Genomic DNA, 15,792 nt, shown 5'->3' with positions numbered 1-15,792 from the left:
ATCGTTCAGACTCGGGCGCTGCCGATCATGCGGCGCGCGTGGGCCAGTGATTCCTCGGTCAGTTCGAGCCCGCCCAGCATGCGGGCCAGTTCTTCGATACGCGGATCGCCCTCCAGCGGGGCGACCGCCGTGCGGGTTTCCCCGGCTCCGCGCATCTTGTGCACGAAAAGGTGGCGATGGCCCTGGGCGGCCACCTGGGGCAGGTGGGTGACGGTCAGCACCTGACCGAGTTCGCCGAGCTGGCGCAGGAGTTGGCCGACCACCTCGGCGGTCGGCCCGCCGATGCCGACGTCGACCTCGTCGAACACCAGGGTCGGCGTGCGTGACGTCTGGGCGGTAATCACCTGGATCGCCAGGCTGATGCGCGACAGTTCGCCACCCGAAGCGACCCTGGCCAGGGGTTTCAATGGCTGGCCGGGGTTGGCGCTGACCAGGAATTCGGCCTGTTCGAGCCCCTGGGGATGCGGCTCGCTCGAGCCGCATGGCTGCAGTTCGATGGCGAAGCGGCCGCCGGGCATGCCGAGCCGCTGCATTTGCTGCTCGACCGCCGTGCCCAGATGTGCGGCCGCCTGTCGCCGGAAGCCGCCGAGTTCCACGGCCTTTTCCTGGTAATGCCGCTCGTAGGCCGCCAGTTCCTGGCCGAGCCGCTCGAGGGTTTCGTCGTCCGCGTTCAATCCGGTGAGTTCGTCTCGCAGTCTCTGCTGCAGGGGGATCAGGTCGTGTGGCTGGGCACGGTGCTTGCGCGCCAGGCTGTAGATGGCGTCGAGCCGTTCTTCGATGCTCTGCTGGCGCTGCGGGTCGGTATCGAAGTGATCGAGAAAACGGTTCAGTTCGCCGACGGCTTCCTCGACCTGGATCTGCGCGCTGGCCAGCAGATCGATCGCCTCGCCGAGCGGGCCGGGCTGCGCCTGTAGGCTGGCCAGGCGTTGCAGGCTGGCGGTCAGGGCGGAGAGCACGTTGCCGGCGTCGTTCTCGCTGCACAGGTCGATGACCTGACGGCAACTGCCGAGCAGATGCTCTGCGTTGGCCAGCGCCTTGTGTTCCTGCTCCAGCTCCTCCAGTTCATGGTCGCCAAGGGCGAGATTCTCCAGTTCCTCCAGTTGGTAGCTGAGCAGTTGCTGGCGGGCACGCTGCTCGTCGCCGGCATTGCTCAGCCTTTCCAGCTCCTGGCGGGTCTGTCGCCAGCGCTGTGCGGCCAGTCGTACCTGGCGGGCGAGATCGCTGGCGCCCGCGTACTCGTCGAGCAGGCGGCGCTGGGTGTCGTTCTTCAGCAGGGACTGGTGTTCGTGCTGGCTGTGGACGTCGATCAGCAGTTCGCCGAGCGCCCTGAGATCGCCCTGCGGGCATGGGGAGCCGTTGATGTAGGCGCGCGAGCGGCCTTCGGCAGTGATCACCCGGCGCAGGATGCACGGACCTTCGCGTTCCAGGTCGCGCTCGGCGAGCCAGGCCCGAGCTTCGGGAATCTCCGTCAGATCGAAGCTGGCGAGGATGTCCGCCCTGTCCGCTCCCGGCCGCACGGCGCCGCTGTCGGTCCGGTCGCCGAGGGCCAGGCCGAGGGCATCGAGCATGATCGACTTGCCGGCGCCGGTTTCGCCGGTGATGACGGTCATGCCGGCGTCCAGCTCGAGGTCGAGATGTTCGACGATGGCATAGTTGTGGATCGACAGGTGCACCAGCATGGCGAGGCTCCCAGGATGGGTTTCTGTGTATATATACAGTAGTCCGTTTCAGGCGGACAACTCGTCCGTGCTCGAAATGCGGATGGGCTGCGCAAGTCCTCTTGAAGCATCGGATTGCATCCCCATATAGGGCGGCAGAAACGCGGGTCCGCGCCCGTGATCGCTATTCGTTTTGAGAGGAGAGATGCATGGCTGACGAACAGAACCTCGACAACCGGGCGCCGGAGGAGACTCCAGCCGCCGAGGGCACCTCCGCCGGCGAGGACCTGGCCGCTCGCGTGCAGGCACTGGAGGAGCAGCTGGCTGCTGCCCAGGATCAGGCCCTGCGTGCCGCGGCGGAACTGCAGAACGTGCGTCGACGCGCCGAGCAGGATGTGGAGAAGGCGCACAAGTTCGCTCTCGAGCGCTTTGCCCAGGACCTGCTGGGAGTGGTCGACAGCCTCGAACGCGGCATCGAACTGTCCGATCCGGCCGACGAGTCGATCCGGCCGATGCGCGAAGGCATGGAGCTGACCCTGAAGATGTTCCACGACGTCCTCCGGCGCTATCAGCTCGAGCAGCTCGATCCCCACGGCGAGCCCTTCAATCCCGAGCATCACCAGGCGATGGCCATGGAGGAAAGCGACAGCGCCGAGCCCGGCAGCGTGCTCAAGGTGTTCCAGAAAGGCTATCTGCTCAGCGGTCGCCTGCTGCGTCCGGCGATGGTGGTGGTCAGCAAGGCGCCGACGCCCTCGAACGACGAGCAGGCTTGAAATGGGACGGTCCGTCCCCATCTGTAAGGGCATGTATTTATCGGCTTTCGCGCCTGGCCTTCCCGGCACAGTGCGAGCCAGTGGAACGGTTGGCGCATGGGCCTCTCGGTGGCCTGCTGAATCAAGTTTCGGAGAATGAACATGGGAAAAATCATCGGTATCGATCTGGGCACCACCAACTCCTGCGTGTCCGTGCTGGAAAACGGTGTGGCCAAGGTCATCGAGAACGCGGAGGGCGCACGCACCACGCCGTCCATCATCGCCTATACCAACGACGGCGAAATCCTGGTCGGCCAGTCGGCCAAGCGCCAGGCGGTGACCAACCCGCAGAACACCCTGTATGCGGTCAAACGCCTGATCGGTCGCCGCTTCGAAGAAGATGTGGTGCAGAAGGACATCAAGCTGGTTCCCTACAAGATCGTCAAGGCCGACAACGGTGACGCCTGGGTCGAGGTGAAGGGCCAGAAGATGGCTCCGCCGCAGATCAGCGCCGAAGTGCTGAAGAAGATGAAAAAGACCGCCGAGGACTATCTCGGCGAGCCGGTCACCGAAGCGGTGATCACCGTGCCGGCCTACTTCAACGACAGCCAGCGCCAAGCCACCAAGGATGCCGGTCGCATCGCCGGCCTGGACGTCAAGCGGATCATCAACGAGCCGACCGCGGCTGCGCTGGCCTATGGCATGGACAAGGCCAAGGGCGACCACACCATCATCGTCTACGACCTGGGTGGCGGTACCTTCGACGTTTCCGTGATCGAGATCGCCGAAGTGGACGGCGAACACCAGTTCGAGGTGCTGGCCACCAACGGCGATACCTTCCTGGGTGGCGAGGACTTCGACATCCGTCTGATCGACTATCTCGTCGACGAGTTCAAGAAGGAAAGCGGCATCAACCTCAAGGGCGACCCGCTGGCCATGCAGCGCCTGAAGGAAGCCGCCGAGAAGGCCAAGATCGAGCTGTCCTCCAGCCAGCAGACCGACGTCAACCTGCCGTACATCACCGCCGACCAGACCGGTCCGAAGCACCTGAACGTGAAGATCTCCCGCGCCAAGCTGGAGTCGTTGGTGGAGGACCTGGTCGAGCGCACCATCGAGCCGTGCCGTATCGCGCTGAAGGACGCCGGCATCGACGTGGGCAAGATCGACGAGGTGATCCTGGTCGGCGGCCAGACCCGCATGCCGCTGGTGCAGAAGCGCGTGGCCGAATTCTTCGGCAAGGAGCCGCGCAAGGACGTCAACCCGGACGAAGCCGTGGCCATGGGGGCGGCCATCCAGGGCGCCGTGCTGGCCGGCGACGTCAAGGACGTGCTGCTGCTCGACGTCTCGCCGCTGACCCTGGGCATCGAGACCCTCGGCGGCGTGATGACCGCGCTGATCGAGAAGAACACCACCATCCCGACCAAGAAGTCGCAGGTGTTTTCCACTGCGGACGACAACCAGAGCGCTGTCACCATTCACGTGCTGCAGGGCGAGCGCAAGCAGGCCGGGCAGAACAAGTCGCTGGGTCGCTTCGACCTGGCCGACATTCCGCCGGCGCCGCGCGGCGTGCCGCAGATCGAGGTCACCTTCGATATCGACGCCAACGGCATCCTGCACGTGTCCGCCAAGGACAAGGCCACCGGCAAGCATCAGTCCATCGTGATCAAGGCCAACTCCGGTCTGTCCGAGGAGGAGATCCAGAAGATGGTTCGCGATGCCGAGGCCAACGCCGAGGAGGATCGCAAGTTCGAGGAGCTGGTTGCCACGCGTAACCAGGGCGACCAACTGGTGCATGCCACCCGCAAGATGGTCACCGAGGCGGGTGACAAGGTCAGCGCGGACGAGAAGGTCGGCATCGAGAAGGCGATCGCCGATCTGGAAGAAGCGCTCAAGGGCGACGACAAGTCCCGGATCGAGTCCCTGATAAACGCCTTGTCTCAGGCTACCGCGCCGCTGGCGCAGAAGATGTATGCCGAACAGGCCGAGCCCGGCGAGGCTGCCGCCCAGGGGGGCGAGAAGGCCAAGTCCGCGGCGGACGACGTGGTGGATGCCGAGTTCGAAGAGGTCAAGGACAGCAAGGGCAACAAGTAAGCAGCGCGCTTGCTTCCGTCCCGGTCCGCCGCTTGCGGCGGGCCTGATCCGCCACGCGGGAGCTTGCTCCCGCGTCGGCGTGTCTGGGGCAGACGAATCCGGAGTTCATGAGATTTATGGCGAAGCGTGATTATTACGAGGTGCTGGGGGTCGAGCGGGGAGCCGGCGAGGCGGAGCTGAAGAAGGCTTACCGCCGTCTGGCGATGAAGTACCACCCCGATCGAAATCCCGACGACAAGTCGGCCGAGGAGAAATTCAAGGAGGTCAACGAGGCCTATGAGGTGCTCTCCGATGCCGGCAAGCGAATGGCCTACGACCAGTACGGCCATGCCGGGGTCGACCAGAGCATGGGCGGGGGGGCTGGCTTCGGTGCCGGTGGAGCCAATTTCTCCGATATTTTCGGCGATGTGTTCAGCGACTTCTTCGGGGCTGGGCGCGCTGGCGCCCGTGGTGGTCCGCAGCGCGGCAGCGACCTGCGCTACACCCTGGAACTCAACCTGGAAGAGGCTGTTCGCGGCACGACGGTGACCATCCGGGTGCCGACCCTGGTGCACTGCAAGACCTGCGACGGCAGCGGCGCGAAGAAGGGCACCACGCCGGTCACCTGTACGACCTGCGGCGGCATCGGGCAGGTGCGCATGCAGCAGGGCTTTTTCTCGGTACAGCAGACCTGCCCGCGCTGCCACGGCAGCGGCAAGATGATTGCCGATCCCTGTCCGGACTGCCATGGCCAGGGGCGTGTGGAGGAGCACAAGACTCTGTCGGTGAAGGTGCCGGCCGGGGTCGACAGCGGCGATCGCATCCGCCTGGCCGGCGAAGGCGAGGCGGGTACCCTGGGCGGGCCGCCCGGCGATCTCTATGTGGTGGTCAGTGTCCGCGAGCACCCGATCTTCCAGCGCGACGGCAAGCATCTGTACTGCGAGGTGCCGATCAGCTTCGCCGATGCGGCGCTCGGTGGCGAACTGGAGGTGCCGACCCTGGATGGCCGGGTCAAGCTGAAGATTCCGGAGGGCACCCAGACCGGCAAGCTGTTCCGTCTGCGTGGCAAGGGCGTGGCGCCGGTGCGCGGCGGTGCGGCTGGCGACCTGATGTGCCGGGTGGTGGTGGAGACGCCGGTCAATCTGAGCAAGCGCCAGCGCGAGCTGCTCGAGGAGTTCCGTGGCAGTCTGCAGGGCAACAGCAGCCATTCGCCAAAGGCCAGCGGCTGGTTCGAGGGCATGAAGCGCTTTTTCGACGATTTGTGACTCCTGGCCACAGGCTGGAGGTGGCGGCCTCGATGAGGCCGCTTCCAGCTTGCAGGCTCATAGCTTGAGGCTGATGTTATGCGACGTATTGCAGTGATGGGTGCCGCCGGGCGCATGGGCAAGGCCCTGATCGAGGCTGCTCGGCAGGCGCCGGGAGCCGGCCTGACGGCGGCCATCGGACGGCCGGACAGCACCCTGGTGGGTGTTGATGCCGGCGAACTGGCTGGCCAGGGGCGGATCGGCGTGTCCTTGTCGGGCGAACTGGCCACGGTGCTGGACAGGTTCGACGTATTGATCGATTTCACCCATCCGACCGTGACCCTGAAGAATCTGGACATCTGCCGTCGAGCCGGCAAGGCCATGGTGATCGGCACCACCGGCTTCTCGGCCGACGAGAGGCGTATGCTGGACGAGGCGGCGCGGGAGATTCCGATCGTCTTCGCCGCCAATTTCAGCGTTGGCGTCAACCTGTGTCTGAAACTGCTGGATACCGCGGCGCGGGTACTGGGCGACGAGGTGGATATCGAGATCGTCGAGGCGCACCATCGGCACAAGGTCGATGCGCCGTCCGGCACCGCCCTGCGCATGGGCGAGGTGGTGGCCAGTGCCTTGGGGCGCGACCTGCAGAAGGTGGCGGTGTACGGACGCGAAGGCCAGACCGGGGCCCGGACGCGGGAAACCATCGGCTTCGCCACGGTGCGCGCCGGTGATATCGTCGGCGATCACACCGTCCTGTTCGCCGCCGAAGGCGAACGGGTCGAGATCACCCACAAGGCTTCCAGCCGCATGACCTTCGCCAAGGGGGCGGTACGTGCCGCGCTCTGGCTGGAGGGACGCGATCCGGCGCTGTACGACATGCAGGACGTGCTTGGGCTGCGTTGAGTAGAAAGACTGAGCAAAACAGTAGGTTGCTAGACCGGAAAAGCCTTTTCCTGTAACCTAGTGTTCCAATGTGTCTACTAAAAGCACGCAGACAATTCGAAAGAGAGCGGGATGATGTGTTTACACGTCATTCCGCTTTTTTACAACCTGCGCATGCCCTTCAGGCTTGATTTACGGGAGGTCTTCTTGACTAAGCCAGCCATTCTCGCCCTTGCTGATGGCAGCATCTTTCGTGGCGAATCCATCGGCGCCGATGGACAGACCATCGGCGAGGTGGTGTTCAACACTGCCATGACCGGCTATCAGGAAATCCTCACCGATCCTTCGTATGCGCAGCAAATCGTCACCCTGACCTATCCGCACATCGGCAATACCGGCATCACGCCGGAAGATGCCGAATCCGCTCGCGTGTGGGCTGCCGGCCTGATCATCCGCGACCTGCCGCTGCTGGCCAGCAACTGGCGCAGCAAGCAGTCGCTGCCGGACTACCTTCGGGAAAACGGCTGCGTGGCCATCGCCGACATCGATACGCGTCGCCTGACCCGTATCCTGCGCGAGAAGGGGTCGCAGAACGGTTGTATCCTGGTGGGGGACGACGCCTCCGAGGAAAAGGCCCTGGAACTGGCCCGCAGCTTCCCCGGCCTCAAGGGCATGGATCTGGCCAAGGTGGTCAGCTGCAGCGAGCCCTACGAATGGCGTTCCGGCGTCTGGAGCCTGGCGACCGACAGCCATCCGGAAATTCCGGCCGGTAAGCTGCCCTATCATGTGGTGGCCTACGATTTCGGTGTCAAACTGAACATCCTGCGCATGCTGGTGGCGCGTGGTTGCCGGCTGACCGTGGTTCCTGCGCAGACTTCGGCCAGCAAGGTGCTGGCGATGAATCCGGATGGCGTGTTCCTGTCCAACGGCCCGGGCGATCCCGAGCCCTGCGATTACGCGATCCAGGCGATCAGGGAGATCCTCGAGACCGACATCCCGGTGTTCGGCATCTGCCTCGGCCATCAGTTGCTGGCCCTGGCCTCGGGGGCCAGGACCGTGAAGATGGGCCATGGCCATCACGGTGCCAATCACCCGGTGCAGGATCTCGACACCGGGGCCGTGATGATCACCAGCCAGAACCACGGTTTCGCGGTGGACGAGAACACGCTGCCGGCCAATCTGCGGGCGATCCACAAATCGCTGTTCGACGGCACCCTGCAGGGTATCGAGCGTACCGACAGGGCGGCCTTCAGCTTTCAGGGCCACCCGGAGGCCAGCCCAGGCCCGCATGACGTGGCGCCGCTGTTCGACCGCTTCATCGCCGAGATGGCCAAGCGTCGCTGAGCCTGCCGACAGATCAACGGATTCGTGTGAGAGACCATGCCAAAACGTACAGACATCAAAAGCATCCTGATCCTCGGCGCCGGCCCCATCGTCATCGGTCAGGCCTGCGAGTTCGACTACTCGGGCGCCCAGGCTTGCAAGGCACTGAAAGAAGAAGGCTTTCGCGTCATTTTGGTGAACTCCAACCCGGCCACCATCATGACTGACCCGACCATGGCCGACGCCACCTACATCGAGCCGATCAAGTGGCAGACCGTGGCCAAGATCATCGAGAAGGAACGACCCGACGCCCTGCTGCCGACCATGGGCGGCCAGACCGCGCTGAACTGCGCCCTGGCGCTGGAGAAACACGGCGTGTTGACCAAGTTCGGCGTCGAGATGATCGGTGCCAATGCCGATACCATCGACAAGGCCGAGGACCGCTCGCGCTTCGACAAGGCCATGCGCGCCATCGGCCTGGAATGCCCGCGCTCCGGCATCGCCCACAGCATGGACGAAGCCTATGGCGTATTGGACAAGGTCGGCTTCCCCTGCATCATCCGTCCGTCCTTCACCATGGGTGGCACCGGTGGCGGTATCGCCTACAACCGCGAAGAGTTCGAGGAAATCTGTACCCGCGGCCTGGACCTGTCGCCGACCAGCGAGCTTTTGATCGACGAATCCCTGATCGGCTGGAAGGAGTACGAGATGGAGGTGGTCCGCGACAAGAAGGACAACTGCATCATCGTCTGCTCGATCGAGAACTTCGATCCGATGGGCGTGCATACCGGTGACTCGATCACCGTGGCTCCGGCGCAGACCCTGACCGACAAGGAATACCAGATCATGCGCAACGCATCGCTTGCGGTGCTGCGCGAGATCGGCGTGGAGACCGGCGGCTCCAATGTGCAGTTCGGCATCAATCCGGTCGACGGCCGCATGGTGGTGATCGAGATGAACCCGCGCGTGTCGCGCTCCTCGGCGCTGGCCTCGAAGGCTACCGGCTTCCCGATCGCCAAGATCGCCGCCAAGCTGGCGGTGGGCTATACCCTCGACGAGTTGTCCAACGACATCACCGGCGGCCGCACGCCGGCCTCCTTCGAGCCGGCCATCGACTACGTGGTTACCAAGGTGCCACGCTTCGCCTTCGAGAAGTTTCCCAAGGCCGACGCTCGCCTGACCACCCAGATGAAATCCGTGGGCGAGGTGATGGCCATCGGTCGGACCTTCCAGGAGTCCGTACAGAAGGCCCTGCGTGGCCTGGAGGTTGGGGTCAGTGGTTTCGATCCCAAACTGGATCCGGGCAACCCGGAAGCCGGGAGCATTCTCAAGCGCGAGCTGACCGTGCCGGGCGCCGAGCGCATTTGGTATGTGGCCGATGCCTTCCGTGCCGGCAAGAGCGTCGACGATGTGTTCGCGATGACCAGGATCGACCCCTGGTTCCTGGTGCAGATCGAGGATCTGGTCAAGGAAGAGGAGCGGGTCAAGACTCTCGGCCTTTCCAGCATCGATCGCAACCTGATGTGGCGGCTCAAGCGCAAGGGCTTTTCCGACGCACGCCTGGCCAAGCTGCTCGGCGTGACCGAGAAGAACCTGCGCAGCCACCGGCAGAAGCTCAAGGTGCAGCCGGTGTACAAGCGTGTCGATACCTGCGCCGCCGAGTTCGCCAGCGATACCGCCTACATGTACTCGACTTACGAGGAGGAGTGCGAGGCCAAGCCGTCCAGCCGCGACAAGATCATGGTCATCGGCGGCGGTCCGAACCGTATCGGCCAGGGCATCGAGTTCGACTATTGCTGCGTGCATGCTGCACTGGCCATGCGCGAAGACGGTTACGAGACCATCATGGTCAACTGCAACCCAGAAACCGTCTCCACCGACTACGACACGTCCGATCGCCTGTATTTCGAGCCGGTGACCCTGGAGGACGTGTTGGAAATCGTCCGTGTCGAACAGCCCAAGGGCGTCATCGTGCAGTACGGCGGTCAGACCCCGCTGAAGATCTGCCGCGCGCTGGAGGAAGCCGGTGTGCCGATCATCGGCACCAGCCCGGACGCCATCGACCGCGCCGAGGACCGCGAGCGCTTCCAGCACATGGTCGAGCGCCTCAACCTGCGCCAGCCGCCGAACGCCACTGCCCGCAGCGAGGACGAGGCCATCGCCGCCTCGAAGGCGATCGGCTATCCGCTGGTGGTGCGCCCGTCTTATGTGCTGGGTGGCCGGGCCATGGAGATCGTCTATGAGGAAGACGAACTCAAGCGCTACATGCGCGAGGCCGTGCAGGTCTCCAACGACAGCCCGGTACTGCTCGACCACTTCCTCAATTGCGCCATCGAGGTCGATATCGATGCCGTCTGTGACGGCGAGGACGTAGTGATCGGTGCGATCATGCAGCACATCGAGCAGGCCGGCGTGCATTCCGGCGATTCTGCCTGTTCGCTGCCGCCCTATTCGCTGCCGGCGCACATCCAGGACGATATCCGCGAACAGGTCAAGAAGATGGCCCTGGAGCTCGGCGTCGTCGGTCTGATGAACGTCCAGATGGCGGTGCAGGGCGAAGACATCTACGTCCTGGAGGTGAACCCGCGCGCCTCGCGCACCGTGCCTTTCGTCTCCAAGTGCATCGGTCAGTCCTTGGCCAAGATCGCCGCGCGCGTGATGGCCGGCAAGACGCTCAAGGAGATCGGTTTCACCCGCGAGATCATCCCGACGTACTTCAGCGTGAAGGAAGCGGTGTTCCCGTTTGCCAAATTCCCCGGCGTCGACCCCATTCTCGGCCCGGAGATGAAGTCCACCGGCGAGGTGATGGGGGTCGGCGACAGTTTCGCCGAGGCTTTTGCCAAGGCCCAACTGGGGGCCAGCGAGACCCTGCCAGCCGGTGGTTGCGCCTTCATCAGCGTGCGAGAAGACGACAAGCCGTTCGTCGCCGAGGTGGCGCGCAACCTGGTCGCCCTCGGCTTCGAGGTGGTGGCCACTGCCGGTACCGCTCGAATAATCGAAGCGGCCGGCCTGCCGGTTCGCCGGGTGAACAAGGTGACCGAGGGGCGTCCCCATGTGGTCGACATGATCAAGAACGATGAGGTCACCCTGATCATCAACACTACCGAGGGGCGCCAGTCGATCGCCGACTCCTTCTCGATCCGTCGCAACGCTCTGCAGCACAAGATCTGCATCACCACCACCATCGCCGGTGGCCAGGCGATCTGTGAGGCGCTCAGGTTCGGTCCCGAGAAGACCGTGCGCCGTCTGCAGGATCTCCATGCAGGAATCAACGCATGACCAAATTTCCAATGACTGTCCAGGGCGCGCGCGCGCTGGAGGAAGAACTCAAGCATCTGAAAACCGAGCTGCGCCCGCAGATCACCCAGGCGATCGCCGAGGCGCGCGAACTGGGCGACCTCAAGGAGAATGCCGAATACCATGCCGCCCGGGAACAGCAGGGTATGGTCGAGGCACGAATCCGTGATATCGAAGGCCGTCTGCAGAATGCGCAGGTCATCGATGTGACCGCCATTCCCCATACCGGGAAGGTGATTTTCGGTGTCACCGTGGAGATCGCCAACGTCGAAACCGACGAAACCGTGGTCTACCAGATCGTGGGTGACGATGAGGCCGACATCAAGCAGGGCAAGCTGTCGGTCAGTTCGCCCATCGCTCGCGCCCTGGTGGGCAAGGAGGAGGGCGATGTGGCGGCGGTCAAGACGCCGAGCGGTACCGTCGAGTACGAGATCATCGAGGTCCGCCACGTCTGAACCGGGATACTGTGCCAAGGGGGCTCTTCGGAGCGGTTCCCCCTTGGCGAGTGGTGTCAGGTGCGCTGCTGGAGCCCGGCCATTCCTTCGCTATGCCGATCGAGCCGGTAGGCGAGCTTTCGGCCGAGGGGCGGCGGCTCGCTGATCGTGTCAGGCCTGCAGGAAGCGGCTGATGTTCGAGAGGTTCCTGTTCGGCTTGGGGTTCCTGCGGTAGAGCAGGGCGACCTTGCCGATCGCCTGTGCCAGTTCGCTTCCAGAGGCCGCGCAGAGTTCGGCGATCACCGCCTGGCGGTCTTCCCGCTCGGCGAGATTGATCTTCACCTTGATCAGTTCGTGATCGTTGAGGGCCCGATCCAGCTCGTTCAGGACCCCTTCGGTCACGCCGTTTTCGGCCACGGTCAAGACAGGCTTCAGGTGATGGCCGATGGATTTGAAATGTTTCTTCTGCTCCTGAGTGAGCGCCATAATCTGACCCCTGCGTCCGATCCCGTTGAAAAGCGGCCTAGTCTACCCGAGCGACCCGGGGCCGCCCAGCCAAACACGAGGTGCCCGTGGCACGATCCAAGACTAGTCATCGCTGGTTGAAAGAGCATTTCGATGACCCCTACGTGAAGATGGCGCAAAAGGACGGCTACCGTTCGCGTGCCAGCTATAAATTGCTGGAGATCCAGGAAAAGGACCGAATTCTGCGGCCGGGCATGACCGTGGTCGACCTGGGGGCTGCGCCGGGCGGCTGGTCGCAGGTGACCAGCCGGCTCATCGGCGATCGGGGGCGTCTGATCGCTTCGGACATCCTGCCGATGGACAGCATTCCGGATGTGACCTTCATCCAGGGGGACTTCACCGACGATGCGGTGTTTGCCCTGCTTCTCGAGGCGATCGGCGAGCAGCCGGTCGACCTTGTGATTTCCGACATGGCCCCCAATATGAGCGGAGTGAAGGCGGCCGACCAGCCGCGGGCAATGTATCTCTGCGAGCTGGCGCTGGATTTGGCCGGGCGGGTTCTGCGTCCGGGCGGCGATTTCCTGATCAAGATCTTCCAGGGCGAAGGTTTCGACCAGTATCTCCGGCAGGTGCGCGAAGGTTTCGACAAGGTACAGATGCGCAAGCCGCTCTCGTCTCGCGACCGCTCTCGCGAGCAATATCTGCTCGCGCGCGGCTTTCGTGGAGCCTAGACTGCTTATGAACCACACGAGTGCCCGTAGGATTGGCACATAAAGGGTTACAGAGAGGCCTGCCGGGGTCGGGGGTTGTGTATTAAGTTAGGCGGGTAGTGGTCGTACCGGCCGTCATACAGGGACTGGCTCCGTCCCAGAGGGTAGTTAATTGAACGACATGGCAAAGAACCTGATTCTGTGGTTGATCATCGCGGCCGTTCTGGTGACCGTGATGAACAACTTTACCAATCCTAGCGAGCCGCAGACGCTGAATTATTCGGACTTCATCCAGCAGGTCAAGGATGGCAAGGTCGAGCGCGTGACCGTGGATGGCTACATCATCACCGGCCAGCGGATAGACGGCGACAATTTCAAGACGATCCGTCCGGCCATCCAGGATGGCGGTCTGATCGGCGATCTGATCGACAACAACGTCCAGATCGAGGGCAAGCAACCGGAGCAGCAGAGCATCTGGTCGCAGTTGCTGGTGGCCAGTTTTCCGATCCTGGTGATCATCGCCGTGTTCATGTTCTTCATGCGCCAGATGCAGGGTGGTGCGGGTGGCAAGGGCGGGCCGATGAGTTTTGGCAAGAGCAAGGCACGCCTGCTCTCGGAGGACCAGGTCAAGACCACCTTCGCCGATGTCGCCGGTTGTGACGAAGCCAAGGAGGAGGTCAGCGAACTGGTCGAGTTTCTGCGTGATCCGGGCAAGTTCCAGCGTCTCGGCGGGCGCATTCCCCGCGGCGTGCTGATGGTCGGCCCGCCCGGTACCGGCAAGACGCTGCTGGCCAAGGCGATCGCCGGCGAGGCCAAGGTTCCGTTCTTCACCATTTCCGGTTCGGACTTCGTCGAAATGTTCGTCGGGGTAGGCGCCTCGCGCGTACGGGACATGTTCGATCAGGCGAAGAAACATGCTCCCTGCATCATCTTCATCGACGAGATCGACGCCGTCGGTCGGCACCGTGGCGCCGGGCTCGGCGGCGGTCACGACGAGCGGGAGCAGACCCTCAACCAGTTGCTGGTGGAGATGGATGGCTTCGAGATGAACGATGGCATTATCGTCATCGCGGCGACCAACCGTCCCGATGTGCTCGATCCGGCGCTGCTGCGCCCCGGTCGCTTCGACCGCCAGGTGGTGGTCGGCCTGCCGGATATCCGTGGTCGCGAACAGATCCTCAAGGTGCACATGCGCAAGGTCCCGGTGAGCGAGGATGTCAATCCGGCGGTCATTGCCCGCGGTACGCCCGGTTTCTCCGGCGCCGACCTAGCCAACCTGGTGAACGAGGCCTCGCTGTTCGCCGCGCGGGCCAACAAGCGCATCGTGGAGATGCGCGAGTTCGAACTGGCCAAGGATAAGATCATGATGGGCGCCGAGCGCAAGACCATGGTCATGTCCGAAAAAGAAAAGCTCAACACGGCCTACCACGAGGCAGGACACGCGATCGTCGGTCGGTTGGTGCCCGAGCACGATCCCGTCTACAAGGTGTCGATCATCCCGCGTGGACGTGCCTTGGGTGTCACCATGTTCCTGCCGGAGGAGGATCGCTACAGCCTGTCCAAGCGGGCGCTGATCAGCCAGATCTGCTCGTTGTTCGGTGGGCGGATCGCCGAGGAAATGACGCTGGGCTTCGAAGGGGTCACGACCGGTGCGTCCAATGACATCATGCGCGCCACTCAAATCGCTCGGAACATGGTGACCAAGTGGGGCCTGTCGGAAAAGCTGGGGCCGCTGATGTATGCGGAAGAAGAGGGCGAAGTGTTCCTCGGTCGTACGGCTGGAACCCAGCACTCCAACGTCTCGGCGGAAACCGCCCGGCTGATCGATCAGGAAGTGCGCAGTATCATCGACCAGTGCTATGCCACGGCTACCAAGCTGTTGACGGATAGCCGGGACAAGCTGGACATGATGGCGGAGGCATTGTTGAAGTATGAAACCATCGATGCCGACCAGATCGACGACATCATGGCAGGGCGCGTGGTTCGCGAGCCGAAGGATTGGCAAGGAGGGGGCTCCGGCACCTCTGGAACGCCGGCTTCCCAAGGGACCAGTCGGCCCGAAGCTCCGATCGGAGGGCCTGCTGGCGAACATTAAGGCTCGATGATGACCTCGCTGTCTCCAACCCGGTTGTCTTGCGGCAACCGGGTTCTCGATTTGTCACGTCCCCAAGTGATGGGGATTCTCAATGTAACGCCAGACTCCTTTTCCGACGGAGGGTGTTTCGACAGGCTCGATGCGGCCTTGAACCATGCACGAGCCATGGTCGCCGCCGGTGCCGCGTTGATCGATGTCGGAGGGGAGTCGACTCGTCCTGGCGCCGGCACGGTATCGGCGAACGAAGAGCTGGACCGGGTCGCACCCGTCGTCGAAGCCATCGCTGCCGAGCTGGATGTCATCGTATCGGTGGATACCTCGACACCCGTCGTGATGCGCGAGACGGCCCGGCTGGGAGCCGGCCTGATCAATGACGTTCGTTCGCTGCAGCGGGAGGGAGCCTTGGCGGCTGCGGCGGAAACGGGATTGCCTGTCTGCCTGATGCACATGTCGGGGGAGCCGGGCACCATGCAGCAGGACCCCCGGTATGAGGATCTGCTGGGCGAGGTACGTGGCTTTTTGCTTGGACGTATGCAGGCCTGTGCGGCTGCGGGGATTCCGGTCGAGCGTCTGCTGCTGGACCCGGGTTTTGGTTTTGCCAAGACATTGCAGCATAACCTGCTGCTGTTCCGGCATATGGAAATACTGCATGAACTCGGCCGCCCGCTGTTGGTCGGTGTATCCCGCAAAAGCATGATCGGCCAGGTGCTGGGGCGCGATATCGGCCGGCGCCTGAACGGCAGCCTGGCTCTGGCGGCGCTGGCCATCGCCAAGGGAGTACGCATCGTGCGGGTGCACGATGTGGCGGAAACGGTCGAAGTGGTAAGAATGATCGATGCCGTGGAGACGGCGGAATAGGTGG

Annotated in this window: 12 protein-coding genes; 10 read left to right on the top strand and 2 right to left on the bottom strand. The window is 63.5% G+C overall.

Annotated elements, in window-relative coordinates:
• Window positions 1-5 precede the first annotated feature (5 nt).
• A complete protein-coding gene (recN, locus tag AVCA_RS19580; RefSeq protein ID WP_012702789.1) occupies window positions 6-1,679 on the bottom strand; it encodes a DNA repair protein RecN in 1,674 nt (557 codons plus the stop codon).
• Window positions 1,680-1,867: 188 nt separating this feature from the next.
• Here recN and grpE point away from each other — a divergent pair, with 188 nt between their 5' ends.
• The 7 genes from grpE to greA all read left to right on the top strand — a co-directional run bounded on the left by grpE (window position 1,868) and on the right by greA (window position 11,681).
• A complete protein-coding gene (gene grpE / locus AVCA_RS19575) occupies window positions 1,868-2,431 on the top strand; it encodes a nucleotide exchange factor GrpE (protein WP_012702788.1) in 564 nt (187 codons plus the stop codon).
• 141 nt (window positions 2,432-2,572) lie between these two features.
• A complete protein-coding gene (gene dnaK / locus AVCA_RS19570; RefSeq protein WP_012702787.1) occupies window positions 2,573-4,501 on the top strand; it encodes a molecular chaperone DnaK in 1,929 nt (642 codons plus the stop codon).
• A gap of 116 nt (window positions 4,502-4,617) precedes the next feature.
• Window positions 4,618-5,745: a molecular chaperone DnaJ gene (gene dnaJ, locus AVCA_RS19565; protein WP_012702786.1), complete on the top strand. Its 1,128-nt coding sequence runs from the start codon at window positions 4,618-4,620 to the stop codon at window positions 5,743-5,745.
• A 78-nt stretch (window positions 5,746-5,823) separates the two neighbouring features.
• Window positions 5,824-6,627, top strand: a complete 804-nt coding sequence (dapB, locus tag AVCA_RS19560) for a 4-hydroxy-tetrahydrodipicolinate reductase (protein ID WP_012702785.1) — start codon at window positions 5,824-5,826, stop codon at window positions 6,625-6,627.
• Between the two features lie 186 nt (window positions 6,628-6,813).
• On the top strand, window positions 6,814-7,950 hold the full coding sequence (gene carA / locus AVCA_RS19555; protein ID WP_012702784.1) for a glutamine-hydrolyzing carbamoyl-phosphate synthase small subunit: 1,137 nt from the start codon (window positions 6,814-6,816) through the stop codon (window positions 7,948-7,950).
• Window positions 7,951-7,986: 36 nt separating this feature from the next.
• Window positions 7,987-11,208: a carbamoyl-phosphate synthase large subunit gene (carB, locus tag AVCA_RS19550; RefSeq protein ID WP_012702783.1), complete on the top strand. Its 3,222-nt coding sequence runs from the start codon at window positions 7,987-7,989 to the stop codon at window positions 11,206-11,208.
• Window positions 11,205-11,681 (top strand): transcription elongation factor GreA, encoded by a 477-nt coding sequence (gene greA, locus AVCA_RS19545; RefSeq protein ID WP_012702782.1) that lies wholly within the window; start codon window positions 11,205-11,207, stop codon window positions 11,679-11,681. The genes carB and greA overlap by 4 nt, the downstream gene beginning before the upstream one ends.
• A gap of 150 nt (window positions 11,682-11,831) precedes the next feature.
• Here the strand turns inward: greA and yhbY are convergent, their stop codons facing one another.
• Window positions 11,832-12,146, bottom strand: coding sequence for a ribosome assembly RNA-binding protein YhbY (yhbY, locus tag AVCA_RS19540; RefSeq protein ID WP_012702781.1), 315 nt, complete (start codon window positions 12,144-12,146; stop codon window positions 11,832-11,834).
• 86 nt (window positions 12,147-12,232) lie between these two features.
• Here yhbY and rlmE point away from each other — a divergent pair, with 86 nt between their 5' ends.
• The 3 genes from rlmE (at window position 12,233) to folP (ending at window position 15,788) form a co-directional block, all read left to right on the top strand.
• Entirely contained in the window at window positions 12,233-12,856 is a 624-nt protein-coding gene (gene rlmE / locus AVCA_RS19535) for a 23S rRNA (uridine(2552)-2'-O)-methyltransferase RlmE (RefSeq protein ID WP_012702780.1), read from the top strand.
• A gap of 160 nt (window positions 12,857-13,016) precedes the next feature.
• Window positions 13,017-14,930 (top strand): ATP-dependent zinc metalloprotease FtsH, encoded by a 1,914-nt coding sequence (ftsH, locus tag AVCA_RS19530; protein WP_012702779.1) that lies wholly within the window; start codon window positions 13,017-13,019, stop codon window positions 14,928-14,930.
• Window positions 14,931-14,936: 6 nt separating this feature from the next.
• Window positions 14,937-15,788: a dihydropteroate synthase gene (folP, locus tag AVCA_RS19525; protein ID WP_175555939.1), complete on the top strand. Its 852-nt coding sequence runs from the start codon at window positions 14,937-14,939 to the stop codon at window positions 15,786-15,788.
• Window positions 15,789-15,792: the final 4 nt, after the last annotated feature.

This window comes from Azotobacter vinelandii CA, assembly GCF_000380335.1.
Taxonomy (GTDB): domain Bacteria; phylum Pseudomonadota; class Gammaproteobacteria; order Pseudomonadales; family Pseudomonadaceae; genus Azotobacter; species Azotobacter vinelandii.
This window is presented reverse-complemented; position numbering and strand designations above follow the sequence as displayed.

Coding starts and splice junctions, on each gene's coding strand:
- recN (WP_012702789.1), bottom strand. CDS start 1,679: ATGCTGGTGCACCTGTCGATCCACAACTATGCCATCGTCGAACATCTC.
- grpE (WP_012702788.1), top strand. CDS start 1,868: ATGGCTGACGAACAGAACCTCGACAACCGGGCGCCGGAGGAGACTCCA.
- dnaK (WP_012702787.1), top strand. CDS start 2,573: ATGGGAAAAATCATCGGTATCGATCTGGGCACCACCAACTCCTGCGTG.
- dnaJ (WP_012702786.1), top strand. CDS start 4,618: ATGGCGAAGCGTGATTATTACGAGGTGCTGGGGGTCGAGCGGGGAGCC.
- dapB (WP_012702785.1), top strand. CDS start 5,824: ATGCGACGTATTGCAGTGATGGGTGCCGCCGGGCGCATGGGCAAGGCC.
- carB (WP_012702783.1), top strand. CDS start 7,987: ATGCCAAAACGTACAGACATCAAAAGCATCCTGATCCTCGGCGCCGGC.
- greA (WP_012702782.1), top strand. CDS start 11,205: ATGACCAAATTTCCAATGACTGTCCAGGGCGCGCGCGCGCTGGAGGAA.
- yhbY (WP_012702781.1), bottom strand. CDS start 12,146: ATGGCGCTCACTCAGGAGCAGAAGAAACATTTCAAATCCATCGGCCAT.
- ftsH (WP_012702779.1), top strand. CDS start 13,017: ATGGCAAAGAACCTGATTCTGTGGTTGATCATCGCGGCCGTTCTGGTG.
- folP (WP_175555939.1), top strand. CDS start 14,937: ATGATGACCTCGCTGTCTCCAACCCGGTTGTCTTGCGGCAACCGGGTT.